Source organism: Mumia sp. (assembly GCF_028803055.1).
Classification (GTDB): Bacteria; Actinomycetota; Actinomycetes; order Propionibacteriales; family Nocardioidaceae; genus Mumia.
Genome location: NZ_JARBCJ010000002.1, coordinates 2,782 through 16,053 on the forward strand (window position 1 = coordinate 2,782; position 13,272 = coordinate 16,053).

General features: G+C 70.3%; 9 protein-coding genes and 1 pseudogene. 7 read left to right on the plus strand and 3 right to left on the minus strand.

Annotated features, from left to right (window positions below; genetic code table 11):
• The first annotated feature begins 64 nt into the window (after positions 1 to 64).
• From PV363_RS00365 to PV363_RS00395, 7 genes are all read left to right on the plus strand, one after another.
• A complete protein-coding gene (locus PV363_RS00365) occupies positions 65 to 934 on the plus strand; it encodes an NADH-quinone oxidoreductase subunit J (RefSeq protein ID WP_255559084.1) in 870 nt (289 codons plus the stop codon).
• Positions 931 to 1,230 carry an NADH-quinone oxidoreductase subunit NuoK gene (gene nuoK, locus PV363_RS00370; RefSeq protein ID WP_220342120.1) on the plus strand — a complete coding sequence of 100 codons (300 nt, stop codon included), beginning with the start codon at positions 931 to 933 and terminating at the stop codon, positions 1,228 to 1,230. Before PV363_RS00365 ends, nuoK begins: the two co-directional genes overlap by 4 nt.
• 10 nt (positions 1,231 to 1,240) lie before the next feature.
• The gene (gene nuoL / locus PV363_RS00375; protein ID WP_220342119.1) at positions 1,241 to 3,196 is read left to right on the plus strand and encodes an NADH-quinone oxidoreductase subunit L; all 1,956 of its coding nucleotides are present in this window, start codon (positions 1,241 to 1,243) and stop codon (positions 3,194 to 3,196) included.
• Between the two features lie 5 nt (positions 3,197 to 3,201).
• Complete coding sequence (locus tag PV363_RS00380; protein ID WP_220342118.1) at positions 3,202 to 4,740, plus strand: NADH-quinone oxidoreductase subunit M; 1,539 nt, start codon at positions 3,202 to 3,204, stop codon at positions 4,738 to 4,740.
• A gap of 11 nt (positions 4,741 to 4,751) precedes the next feature.
• The gene (nuoN, locus tag PV363_RS00385) at positions 4,752 to 6,356 is read left to right on the plus strand and encodes an NADH-quinone oxidoreductase subunit NuoN (protein WP_301021468.1); all 1,605 of its coding nucleotides are present in this window, start codon (positions 4,752 to 4,754) and stop codon (positions 6,354 to 6,356) included.
• Between the two features lie 29 nt (positions 6,357 to 6,385).
• A complete protein-coding gene (locus tag PV363_RS00390; protein WP_301021451.1) occupies positions 6,386 to 7,384 on the plus strand; it encodes a polyprenyl synthetase family protein in 999 nt (332 codons plus the stop codon).
• A 62-nt stretch (positions 7,385 to 7,446) separates the two neighbouring features.
• Positions 7,447 to 10,158, plus strand: a complete 2,712-nt coding sequence (locus PV363_RS00395) for a SpoIIE family protein phosphatase (protein WP_220345351.1) — start codon at positions 7,447 to 7,449, stop codon at positions 10,156 to 10,158.
• Positions 10,159 to 10,180: 22 nt separating this feature from the next.
• On the opposite strand, the gene rarD is transcribed toward PV363_RS00395, so the two are convergent.
• The 3 genes and pseudogenes from rarD to PV363_RS00410 all read right to left on the minus strand — a co-directional run.
• Positions 10,181 to 11,101: an EamA family transporter RarD gene (gene rarD / locus PV363_RS00400; protein ID WP_301021452.1), complete on the minus strand. Its 921-nt coding sequence runs from the start codon at positions 11,099 to 11,101 to the stop codon at positions 10,181 to 10,183.
• A gap of 9 nt (positions 11,102 to 11,110) precedes the next feature.
• Positions 11,111 to 12,190, minus strand: a complete 1,080-nt coding sequence (locus PV363_RS00405; RefSeq protein WP_220342115.1) for a 2-oxoacid:ferredoxin oxidoreductase subunit beta — start codon at positions 12,188 to 12,190, stop codon at positions 11,111 to 11,113.
• Positions 12,187 to 13,272: pseudogene (locus PV363_RS00410) on the minus strand (2-oxoglutarate ferredoxin oxidoreductase subunit alpha); the annotation flags it as partial. The gene PV363_RS00405 and the pseudogene PV363_RS00410, both read right to left, overlap by 4 nt.

Consider the following 13,272-nt stretch of genomic DNA (forward strand, 5'->3'; position numbering starts at 1 on the left):
CGGTGGCCGGCGGATCCTCATCGGGAGGCGAGAAGTGACCGCCTTCTGGTTGCTGGCACCGATCATGGTGGTGGCCGCACTCGGCGTCGTGCTGTCGCGCAAGGCGGTGCACTCGGCGCTGTGCCTCGCGGTCGTGATGATCTCGCTCGCGATGATGTACGCGATGCAGGACGCACCGTTCCTGTTCGTCGTGCAGATCATCGTCTACACCGGCGCGATCATGATGCTGTTCCTCTTCGTGCTGATGCTGGTCGGCGTCGACAAGACCGACTCCCTGGTCGAGACGATCCCCGGGCAGCGGCTGGCCGCGGCCGTGGTGGGCATCCTCTTCGGGTTCCTGGTCGTCACCGTCGTCGCCCAGACGACCGTCGGGCCCGTGATCGGGCTCGGCGACGCCAACGCCGACGGCAACGTGCACGGGCTGGCCCGGCTGCTCTTCAACCGGTACGTGTTCGTGTTCGAGGCGACGAGCGCGCTGCTCATCACCGCGGCGCTCGGCGCGATGGTGCTCGCGCACCGTGAGCGGCTCGAGCCCAAGCCGACGCAGCGCGAGCTGGCGCTCCAGCGGATGCAGCGCTACGCCGAGCACGGCGAGCACCCCGGCAACCTGCCCACTCCCGGTGTCTACGCCCGCCACAACGCCGTCGACGTGCCGGCCCTCCTGCCCGACGGCTCGCCGGCCGAGTCGTCGACGTCGAAGACGCTGCGCGACCGTGGTGTCGTGCGTGACGGCGCCTTCTCCGGCGACGTCGCGGTCACGCTCCGCAAGCTGGAGTCCGACGGTCCCGAGCGCGGAGTCATCGAGTCGGCACCGATCTCGGTGACCGGCCCGCGGGCACCGAAGGACGGCGCCGCGCACCCTGCGGACAACCGACCTGCCGAAGACCGACCTGCTGACGACCGACCTGCTGACGACGAGGTGACCGACCGGTGAACGTCGAACCCTTCATCGGTCTCTCGGCCCTGCTGTTCACCATCGGTGCCGTCGGGGTCCTGGTCCGCCGCAACGCGATCATCGTCTTCATGTGCGTGGAGCTGATGCTCAACGCGTGCAACCTCGCGTTCGTCACGTTCGCGCGGGCGAACGGCAATCTCGACGGTCAGATCGCGGCCTTCTTCGTGATGGTGGTCGCCGCGGCCGAGGTCGTCGTCGGCCTCGCGATCATCGTGTCGATCTACCGGACCCGTCGCTCGGCCTCGGTCGACGACGCCAGTCTGCTGAAGCTCTGAGGGGACGGGAATGACGAGTTTGTCCACCGTCGTGCTGGCTGCGAGCGAGCACGCGGACGTCGTGCCGGTCGCTGCCGACGGCGTTTTCTCCTGGTTGTGGCTGGTGGTCGCCATCCCGGCGGTCAGCGCCGCGATCCTGCTCATCGGCGACGGTGCGGGCGACCACGGTCCGCTCGACCGCTTCGGCCACCTGCTGGGCACCCTGGCCGCGATCGCCTCGTTCGTCGTCGGTCTCGTCGCCTTCATCGCGCTGCTCGGGCAGGACGTCGCCGAGCGGGCGATCACGCACGACCTGTGGACCTGGATGCAGGTCGGCGGGTTCGACGTGACGATGAGCGTCTACTACGACCAGCTGGCCGCGCTCTTCGTCCTGCTGATCACCGGCGTCGGGTCCTTGATCCACGTCTACTCGATCGGCTACATGGCCGACGACCCGCGCAAACGCCGGTTCTTCGGTTTCCTCAACCTCTTCATCGCGGCGATGCTCGTGCTCGTCCTCGCGGGCGACTACCTCGTGCTCTTCCTGGGCTGGGAGGGCGTCGGCCTCGCCTCGTACCTGCTGATCGGCTTCTGGCAGGAGAAGCGCTCGGCCGCCGTCGCCGCCAAGAAGGCGTTCGTCGTCAACCGTGTCGGCGACCTCGGGCTCGCGCTCGGCATCATGCTGATGTTCGCGCAGTTCGGCACGACCAACATCCACGACGTCGGCCTCAACGTCGCGAACGCCTCCCAGGGTGTGGCGACCGCGCTCGGCCTCCTGCTGCTGCTGGGTGCCTGCGGCAAGTCGGCCCAGGTGCCGCTGCAGAGCTGGCTGCTCGACGCGATGGAGGGCCCGACCCCGGTCTCGGCCCTCATCCACGCCGCGACCATGGTCACGGCGGGCGTCTACCTCGTCGTGCGGTCGGCGGCGATCTACGACCTGTCGGAGGTCGCCCGTACGGCGGTGGTCGTCGTCGGCGCGGTGACGCTCCTGTACGGCGCGTGGATCGGCTGCGCGAAGGACGACATCAAGAAGGCGCTGGCCGGCTCCACGATGAGCCAGATCGGCTACATGATGCTGGCAGCGGGCCTCGGCCCGGCCGGATACGCGTTCGCGATCTTCCACCTGATCACGCACGGCTTCTTCAAGGCCAACATGTTCCTGGGAGCCGGGTCGGTCATGCACGGCATGAACGACGACGTCGACATGAGGCACTACGGCGCGCTGCGCACGATGATGCCCGTGACCTTCGTGACCTTCGCGATGGGCTACCTGGCGATCATCGGCTTCCCAGGGTTCTCCGGGTTCTTCTCCAAGGACAAGGTCATCGAGGCGGCGTTCGCCACCAACTTCTGGGCAGGCCTGGCGGCCCTGGTCGGCGCCGGCGTGACCGCGTTCTACATGACGCGCGTCATGATCATGACGTTCTTCGGTGAGAAGCGCTGGCGCGAGGGGGTGCACCCGCACGAGTCGCCGAAGATCATGACCGTCCCGCTGATCGTCCTCGCCGCCCTCTCGGTCGGCGGCGGCGCGCTGCTCTTCTCGAGCTGGATCGTCGACTGGCTGGCTCCGGTGACGGGGGAGGAGCACCACGAGCTCCCGGTCCCGCCGATCGTGATCACCGCGATCATCGTGCTGGTCGTCGCGGCCGGCATCGCGCTGGCATACGTGCTCTTCGGCCGGCGCACGATCCCCGACACGGCGCCGCAGAAGGTCTCGGTCTTCACCCGCGCCGGCCGTGCCGACCTCTACGGGGACGCCGTCAACGAGGCGCTCTTCATGCGGCCCGGCCAGTACCTCACCCGGTCCCTCGTCTACGTGGACGGGAGCGGGATCGACGGTGCCGTCAACGGCACCGCCGAGCTCGTCGGTGACGGCGCGCGTGGTCTGCGCCGGCTCCAGACCGGCTTCGTCCGGACCTACGCCGCGGAGATCTTCGGCGGCGCCCTCGTCCTCGTCCTGGCCCTCCTGGCGGTGAACCTCGCGTGAGTGACATGTCCTTCCCCTGGCTGACGATCCTGATGGTCGTCCCTCTCGTCGGCGCGGCGGTGGTGGCGGCGCTCCCGCGCAGCCGTCCCGAGCTGGCGAAGTGGGCGGCGCTCGTCGTCTCCCTGGTCTCCCTGGCCGTCTCCCTCGGCGTCCTGTCGCAGTACGACCTCGACGGCGCCGGCTACCAGCTGGCCGAGCAGCACGAGTGGATCGCCGCGCTGGGCGTCCACTACGCGGTCGGCGTGGACGGGATCGGCCTGACGCTGATCCTGATGACCACGATCCTCGTGCCGATCGTCATCATCGCGGGCTGGAACGACGCCGACGGGGCTCGGTGGAGCGTCGGGACGTTCTTCGCCCTCATGCTCGCGCTCGAAGGGCTGGTCATCGGTGTCTTCGCCGCGACCGACGTGTTCCTCTTCTACGTCTTGTTCGAGGCCGCGCTCGTCCCTGCCTACTTCCTGATCGGTGGCTACGGCGGCGCCCGGCGGTCGTACGCCGCCCTGAAGTTCCTGATGTTCTCCCTCGCCGGCGGGCTGCTCATGCTCGCCTCGGTGATCGGGATGTGGGCCCTCTCCAACAGCCAGGGCGACCCGTCGTTCCTGCTGGCGGACATGAAGGACCTGTCGATCGGCACCGTCGAGGGCAGGTGGCTCTTCATGGGCTTCTTCATCGCCTTCGCGGTGAAGGCGCCCATGGTGCCGCTGCACACGTGGCTGCCCGACGCCGCCTCGGCGGCCACCCCGGGCACCTCGGTGCTGCTGGTGAGCGTGCTCGACAAGCTCGGCACGTTCGGCATGATCCGCTTCTGCCTCGGCCTCTTCCCCGAGGCCTCGGAGTGGGCGAGTCCTGTCGTGATCACGCTGGCGGTCGTCAGCATCCTGTACGGAGCCTTGCTCGCGATCGGGCAGGACCACCTGATGAGGCTGATCGCGTTCACGTCGGTGTCGCACTTCGGGTTCATCGTGCTCGGCATCTTCGCGCTGACCACCCAGTCGGCGTCGGGCGCGACGTTCTACATGTTCAACCACGGGCTCTCCACGGCGGCGCTGTTCCTGATCGCCGGGTTCCTCATCCAACGGCGAGGCTCGGCACGGATCTCCGACTTCGGCGGGGTGCAGAAGATCGCCCCGATCACCGCCGGGCTGTTCCTCATCGCCGGTCTCGCCTCGCTCTCGCTGCCGGGCCTGGCGACGTTCGTCGGGGAGTTCCTCGTGCTGGCGGGCACGTTCACCCGCTCGCCGACGGCCGCGGTGTTCGCGACGCTGGGCATCGTGCTCGCGGCGCTCTACATCCTGCTGATGTACCAGCGGACGATGACGGGGCCGCTGCGCGACGACAACCGCGGGGTGACCGACATGGTGCCGCGCGAGATCGTCGCGATCGCGCCGGTCGTCGTGCTGCTCATCGGCTTCGGCCTGTTCCCGCAGCCGATCCTCGACGTGATCAACCCGGCTGTCTCCGACACGCTGGACCACGTGCAGATCGGTGACCCCGAGCCGCAGACCCCGTCCTTCCCGACCGCCGAGGGGAGCTCCAAGTGAGTGCCGTGAGCATGCTGGCCGCCCTCCCGGGTGCCCGGTCGCCGATCGACGCACCCGACATCGACTACGGCACGATCTCGCCGTTGCTCATCGTGCTGGGCGTCGCCGTGGCGGGTGTCCTCGTGGAGGCGTTCGTCCCGCGTGCCTACCGCTTCGTCAGCCAGGTGGGCCTCGCCGCCGTCGGCGTCGTCGCCGCGTTCGGCGCGACCGTCTGGGTCGGGACCGACCTTGCGCCGGTCGAGGGTGACGTGACGGCACGGGGCGGTCCGACGGCGATGGGGGCGCTGAGCGTCGACGGGCCTGCCGTCGTCACCTGGGCGATGCTCCTGTTCTTCGGTCTGCTCGGCGTGCTGCTGTTCGCCGAGCGCCGCCTGGAGGGCGGCCTGAGCGCCTTCACGAGCCAGGCTGCGACCCCGCCGGGCAGCGTCGACGAACGCCGCGCGACGCGGTTGCGCATCGAGCACAGCGAGGTCTTCCCGCTCGCCATGTTCGCGCTCGCCGGGATGATGTTCTTCGCCTCGGCCAACGACCTCCTCGGCATGTTCGTCGCTCTGGAGGTCCTGAGCCTCCCGCTCTACCTGATGTGCGGGCTGGCGCGTCGTCGCCGGCTGCTCAGCCAGGAGGCGGCGATGAAGTACTTCCTCCTGGGGGCGTTCTCCTCGGCGTTCTTCCTGTACGGCATCGCCCTCGTCTACGGCTATGCCGGCTCGTTCGACCTGGCCGAGATCTCCACCGCCGTCTCCAACCGGATCGAGGGCCAGACGATCCTCCTCGCCGGGATGGCGCTGATCCTGGTCGGCCTGCTGTTCAAGGTCGCGGCCGTGCCGTTCCACGCGTGGACGCCCGACGTCTATCAGGGCGCGCCGACGCCGGTCACCGCCTTCATGGCGGCGGGCACGAAGGCGGCGGCGTTCATCGCGATGCTGCGGATCTTCTTCGTGGCGTTCGGCGGGGCCCGGTGGGACTGGGCTCCGACCGTGTGGGTGATCGCGATCGTCACGATGCTGTTCGGTGCCGTCGTCTCCATCGCCCAGACCGACGTCAAGCGGATGCTGGCCTACTCCTCGATCGCCCACGCGGGTTTCCTGCTCGTCGCGATGGCGGGCATGGTGAGCGGTGACGGTGTGACGAGCGTGTCGGCGGTGCTCTTCTACCTGATCGCGTACGGAGCGGCCGTGATCGGGGCGTTCGCCGTCGTGACGCTGGTCCGCGACGCTGGTGGCGAGACCACCCACCTCAGCCGCTGGGCTGGGCTCGGCAAGGAGTCTCCGGTGGTGGCCGTGGCCTTCACGATCTTCTTGCTGTCGTTCGCCGGGATCCCTCTGACGGGAGGCTTCATCGGCAAGTGGACCGTCTTTGCGGCGGCCTGGGAGGGTGGCGCCTGGCCGCTCGTGGTCGTCGGTGTCGTCGCCTCCGCCATCGCGCTGTTCTTCTACGTCCGGGTGGTCGTCCTGCTCTTCTTCGCGGCCCCGCAGGGGGACGGCCCGTCGGTCGCCGTGCCCAGCCCGCTGACCTGGTCGGTCGTAGGGATCGCGGTGGCTGTCACAATCGTGCTGGGGGTACTTCCCGGTTCGCTGCTCGATCTCGTGCAGCAGGCCGGGGCGTTCGTCCGTTGACCTATCGCACGATCGAGGGAGCAGCAGCCGTGGCGGCACACGCCTGGGGCATCGCCGAGTCCGACTCCGAGCTCGAAGAACGCGTCCGCGTCCGGATGGACGAGGTCGAGAAGCAGCTGAGCGCTGCCGTCCACGACGACGACGGCTTCATCGGGGAGACGGCGAGCCACCTGCTCGCTGCGGGCGGCAAGCGGTTCCGGCCGCTCGTCGTCCTGCTCGCCGCCGAGTTCGGCGACGATCCCGAGTCGGACGAGGTCGTGCCGTCGGCTGTCGTCATCGAGCTGACCCACCTGGCGACGCTCTACCACGACGACGTGATGGACGAGGCGTCGCTGCGTCGCGGAGCGGTCTCGGCCAACGCCCGATGGGACAACTCGATCGCGATCCTCACCGGCGACTACCTCTTCGCCGTCGCCTCCCGTGTGGTCGCCGGGCTCGGGACCGACGCCGTGCGCATCCAGGCCGAGACGTTCCAGCGCCTGGTTCACGGCCAGATCCACGAGACGATCGGGCCGCGCAACGACGAGGACCCGCTCCAGCACTACCTCGACGTGGTCGCCGACAAGACCGGCTCGCTGATCGCCACCGCCGCGCGCTTCGGCGCGATGATGAGCGGTGCGGACCCGGGCGTCGTGTCGACGCTGACGGAGTTCGGCGAGCGGATCGGCTCGGCCTTCCAGCTCGCCGACGACGTGATCGACATCGCGAGCGAGACCGACGAGTCGGGCAAGACGCCGGGCACCGACCTTCGCGAGGGTGTTCCGACGCTGACGACCCTGCTCGTGCAGCAGGCGGCACGCCCCGAGGACGCGCGGCTGCTCGACCTCCTGAGTCGTCCGCTCGCCGACGACGCCGAGGTCGAGGAGGCGCTGGGGCTGCTCCGGACCAACCCCGCTCTCGACGACGCACGGCTCCTGGTCCGCCGCGAGGCCGACACCGCACGCGGCCTCCTCCTGCAGCTCGACGACAGCGAGGCGCGCACCGCACTGCTCGGTGTCTGCGACCGCGTCGTCACCCGGCTGGGCTGACCCCCGGACTGAGGCACCCTGACGGCGCATACTGGCACCAGGCGGTCGCCCGGAGGTCGGATGTGAGCAAGCAGAGGTCGTACGCACGCCTGTGGGCGTTCGTGGTGCTCTCGTGGCTGTGCGTCGGCGGGCTGGCCTACGCCTGGTGGACACTGGAGCACGACTCCGTCCGGAACCTCCCGTGGGCCTGTCTGCCCGTCCTGGTGGTCGCCGTCGCGGCCGCGGCGCAGTTCCAGCTCGAGATCAGGGGTCCGGCGAACCCGGCGCGGCTCTCGCTGATGACCTCGACGATCACCCCCCTGATCTACGGGTACGACGTCACCGTGGTCGCGGCCGCGGTGGCCCTCGCCCACGTCCCGGGGCTGCTCAACGGCGCATACCCCCGCCTGCGCACCTTCGCGCTGATGGCTCGATGGACCCTCGGTGCTGCCGTGGGCACCGTGGTCGCGGACGTCGTCGGCCTCCAGGCCGACCTCACCCCGCGGGTCGTCGGCGTGATCGTCCTCGCCGTCGCCGTGGTCACCGTGGTGAACACCCTGTGGGTCCTGGTCGAGGCGGCGATCACCGACCCGGTCAGCTGGCCCTACGTCGTCCGCAAGCCGGGCTTCCTCGCCGTCGCGGTGGTCGTGCACCTCGTCGTCAACACGTTGTTCGGTCTGCTGTTCGTGTTCGCCCTCGCGGGAAGCCCCATCGGGGTCCTGCTCATCCCGGTTCCGCTGGTTCTCATCTTCGCGGCGGCGAGGCTCTACTCCGGGGCGTACGCCGACCGGGCCCGCGTCGAGACCCTGAGCGAGACGATCCGCATCCTCTCCGAGCCTGTCGATCCCATGACGGCGCTGCGGCCCTTCCTCGCCGAGGTCCGTGAGCGCATGGGCGCACGCGCCGTGTCGCTCGTGGTGGTCGATGACGACGGCAGACCCGCCGCGTTCCGGTCACGGGCCGACGGGTCGTACGAGAGCGACGTGCCGGTCGGCCCTCTGGAGCGGCGCCTGGCCAGACGGGGGGAGCTGACGCAGGTGTCGGCCGGCGACAACTCGACGCTGGCGCGGCTGCTCCGGGAGGCCGGTCGGCGGTCATGCCTGTCCACGCCCATGCAGATCGGCCCGCGTGACATCGGGGTGATCGCGCTGTTCGACGTGCTCCGCCCGACAAGGGCGGTCGAGCGCGACCAGGTCTCGATGATGGTGACGCTGGCCCGGCAGACCGCACACACGCTCACGCGGGGCTGGGCGATCGCCAAGGTCGTCCAGAGCGAACGCTCGGTCGCGCAGATCCTCCAGAGCACCTCCGACGGCATCTTCACCCTCGACGCCGCCGGCGTCATCGCCACGTGGAACCCAGCGTGCGAGCGGATCACCGGTCTCTCGGCCGCGGAGGCGGTCGGACGGCGTGACGCCCTCCAGCGCCTCCAGGCCCGGACGTCCGCCGGCCGGCCGGTCGACCTCGTGAACTGGCGCAGTCTGAGCGAGTTCCCGAGAGAGATGGTGGTCACGGCGACCGACGGCCGCGTGCAGCAGCTCGCGTGCTCCTTCACCCCGGCGGAGGACAGCCCCGGCGCGCCGCGTCTCGTCGTGGTCGCCCGCGACATCACGCCGGCGACGGAGTTCCACGAGCTCCGCGAGCAGTTCAGCCATCTCGTCGAGATGCAGGCGGCACAGCGTCTGGTGGTCGACCACCTGCAGCAGGCCGTGGCCCCGGAGCCTCCCGGGATGGACGGGGTCGACATCGCCGTCGCCTATGTCGCCTCCGACCCCACGGCGCCGACCGGGGGTGACCTCTTCGACTGGCGCCGGCTGCCGACCGGCGAGCTCCACGTCGCCGTCGTCGACGTCCTCGGCCACGGTGTGACCGCCACCCGTGACGCACTCACGGTGATCCACACGCTCCGCTACGTCGCCGTGGAGGGCACTCCTCTGGAGGACCTGGTGCTCCGTGCGGACGAGCTGCTGGACGCGCAGGACTCGGAGCTGGTCGCCACGGTCGTCGTCGCCCGCCTCGACCCGAGCACCGGCGAGCTCCGCGTCGCCTCCGGTGGACACCCGCCCGCGTTCATCGTCGCCCCGGACGGAACGGTCCGGCAGGTCGCCGGCAGCGGGGGAGCGATCGGCTGGCCAGGGGTCGGCAGCACCAGCGTCGCGGTCACCACCCTGGAGGAGGGGGAGTCGCTCATCCTCTACACCGACGGGCTGGTCGAGGCGCGGCGCGACATCATCGCCGGGATGGCGCAGCTCGAGCGCATCGCCTCCGAGGTGGCCGGGCTTCCGGCGCAGGAGCTCTCCGACGCGCTCGTCGACCGGTCGCTCGAGGGGGCGGAGAGGCACGACGATGCCCTCGCCCTCGTCGTCCGCCGGGCGACCAGGCCGGCGCTCCCGCGTCGCGCCCGCTGGGAGCTCGGCCCGCAGGGCGTGTCGATGATCGGCCGCGTCCGCCGTGAGATGCGCGAGTGGATGGGAGGACACGGCGTGATCAGCGAGGACGCGCTCCTCGTCGCCGACGAGCTCCTCGCCAACGCGATCACGGCGGCGCGCACCCGCGCCGTGCTGTCGGTGGAGATGGTCGACGGCGATCTCGTGATCGAGACGACCGATGACGGGCAGGGCGACCCTCGTCTGAACGAGCACGGCAGAACGCCTCCGCCCGCCGGCCGCGAGCGCGGCCGCGGCCTCTACATCGTGCGGACGCTGAGCCGCGGCGTGGAGGCGACGAGCACCGCCGAGGGCTCCGTCGTCCGTGCCCGGGTGGCGACGCCGCGAGCGAGCGACCTGGTCCGCTGAGCGGCGGCACGTCGGCGCCGGGCTAGACCAGGTTCGACGCGGACTCGCGCAGCGTACGGCGGTGGTGGCGCGTGGCCTCGACGGTGATCAGGACCAGCGCGGCCCACACCAGGGCGAAGCCGACCCACCGGCCCGTCGTCATGGCCTCGTGGAACACGAACACTCCGACGGCGAACTGGAGGATCGGCGCGAGATACTGCAGCAGGCCGAGCGCGGTCAGGGTGAGGCGCGTGGCGGCGCCGCCGAACAGCAGCAGCGGGACGGCGGTCACCAGGCCGGTCGAGGCGAGCAGGAGGGCGTGCCCGAGACCGTGGCTGCCGAAGGCCAGAGCGCCCGTCACAGCGAGATAGCCGAGGTACGCCGCCGCGACCGGTGCCAGCGCGAAGGTCTCCAGGGCGAGCCCCTCGACCGCGCCGATCGCGGCCTGCTTCTTCATCAGTCCGTACACCCCGAAGCTCAGAGCGAGGGTCAGGGCGATCACGGGGAGCCGGCCGTACTCCCAGGTGAGCTCGACGACGGCGGCGAGGGCGAGGGCGAGCGCGCACCACTGCACCGGACGCAGCCGCTCCCGGAGGAAGACCACACCGAGGGCGATGGTCACCAGCGGGTTGATGAAGTAGCCGAGGGACGCCTCCACCACGTGGTCGGAGTTCACCGCGTAGATGTACGTCCCCCAGTTGATCGCGACGACGACGGCGCCGGCGACGACGTACGCCATGCGGCGCGGGTCGCGCGTCACCGCCAGCGCTTGCGACCAGCGCCGCGTGACGAGGAGGAGGACGCCGACGGTGACCAGCGACCACACGACGCGGTGCGCCAGCACCTCCAGCGCCGATGCCGGCTCCAGCAGCGGCCAGTAGAGCGGGACGACCCCCCACAAGAGGTACGCACCGACTCCGTACGCGAGGCCTTCCGCGGTCTCGGAGCGCTGCGTCGTCGTCACTCCGGCAGGTTACGTTCCGATCGTCCAGGTGTCGTTGCCGGTCAGCAGCTGCTGCAGGTCACCCGGTCCCGACGACTCGACCGCGGTCTGCAGCTGCTGACGGGCGCGGTCGTCGTAGGTTGCGCGCTCGACCTGCCGGAAGATCCCGACCGGTGCCCGGTCGAGGTGGCCGCCGTCGGTGAGCCGGCTGATCGCGAACGCGAGGGTCGGGTCGTCGGCGTGGGCGTCGTGGACGAGCAGCTGGTCACGGTTGGCGTCGGTGACCTCGACCGCCGAGATGACGCCGGTGGCGGGATCGCGGACGAGCCCGTGCTCACCGTTCGGACCGTAGACGACCGGCTGGCCGTGGACCAGGGGGATGACCGCGTGGTCACGCGTCTCGGGGTCCTTGATCGTGTCGAACGCCCCGTCGTTGAAGATCGGGCAGTTCTGGTAGATCTCGACCAGCGACGTACCGCGGTGCGCAGCGGCCTCGCGGAGCACGCCCGTCAGGTGGTTGCGGTCGGTGTCGATCGTCCGCGCCACGAACGTCGCCTCCGCGCCGAGCGCCAGGGAGATCGGGTTGAACGGGTTGTCGAGGGAGCCCATCGGCGTGGACTTGGTGACCTTGCCGATCTCCGACGTCGGGGAGTACTGGCCCTTCGTGAGGCCGTAGATCCGGTTGTTGAACAGCAGGATCGTCATGTTGACGTTGCGGCGCAGCGCGTGGATGAGGTGGTTGCCTCCGATCGACAGCGCGTCGCCGTCGCCGGTGACGACCCACACCGAGAGGTCGGAGCGGGCGGTCGCCAGCCCGGTGGCGATCGCGGGCGCCCGGCCGTGGATCGAGTGGAGGCCGTAGGTGTCGAGGTAGTACGGGAAGCGCGACGAGCAGCCGATGCCGGAGACGAAGACGATGTTCTCGCGCTTCAGTCCGAGGTCGGGGAGGAAGCCCTGGACGGCCTTGAGCACGGCGTAGTCGCCGCAGCCGGGGCACCAGCGCACCTCCTGGTCGGAGGTGAACTCCTTGCCGGTCTGCCGCGCCTCGGCAGCCGGCATCCCGGCGAGTCCGTCGCGGGCGAGGATCGGGGCGGGAAGGTCGATGCTCATCGGTGGTTCTCCAGGCGGTGGGTGTCGATGCTCTTGACGGCCTGCGCGATGACCTCCGCCAGCTCGTCGGAGCCGAACGGCATGCCGGTCACCTTGTCGTAGCCCCTGACGTCGACCAGGAACTCGGCGCGCAGGAGCAGCGCGAGCTGGCCGAGGTTCATCTCGGGCACGATCACGTGGTCGTAGGAGCGCAGGATCTCGCCGAGGTTGCGCGGGAACGGGTTGACGTGGCGGAGGTGGGTGTGGGCGACGTCGATGCCCTGAGCGCGCGCCGAGCGGACGCCGGCGCCGATGGGCCCGTACGTCGAGCCCCAGCCGAGGACGAGGACCCGCGCCTCGCCCGACGGGTCGTCGACGACGAGGTCCGGGATCGAGTCGGCGACGCGCGCCACCTTGGCCGCACGGTTGCGCACCATGCGGTCGTGGTTGGCGGGGTCGTAGGAGATGTTGCCGGTGCCGTCGGCCTTCTCGATGCCGCCGACACGGTGCTCGAGACCCGCGACACCCGGAGGCGCCCACGACGGGGCGTGGGTCTCGGGATCGCGGGCGTAGGGCAGGAACTCCTCGCCCTCGGGCGGCACGGTGGCGAAGGCCGGCTCGATCCGGGGGAGGGTGTCGACGTCGGGGATCATCCACGGCTCGGAGCCGTTGGCCAGGTAGCCGTCGGACAGCAGCATCACCGGCGTGCGGTAGGTCACGGCGATCCGTGCGGCCTCGAGCGCGGCGTCGAAGCAGTCGGCTGCCGACTGCGGCGCGATGACCGGGAGCGGCGCCTCGCCGTTGCGGCCGAACATCGCCTGCAGCAGGTCGGACTGCTCGGTCTTGGTCGGCAGACCGGTCGACGGTCCGCCCCGCTGGACGTCGACGATGACCAGCGGGAGCTCGAGCATCACCGCGAGGCCGATGGTCTCGGACTTGAGCGAGATGCCGGGGCCGGACGTGGTCGTGACGCCGAGCGCGCCGCCGAAGGAGGCGCCGAGCGCGGCGCCGATCCCGGCGATCTCGTCCTCGGCCTGGAACGTCGTGACGCCGAAGCCCTTGTGCTTGCTCAGCTCGTGCAGGATGTCGGACGCGGGCGTGAT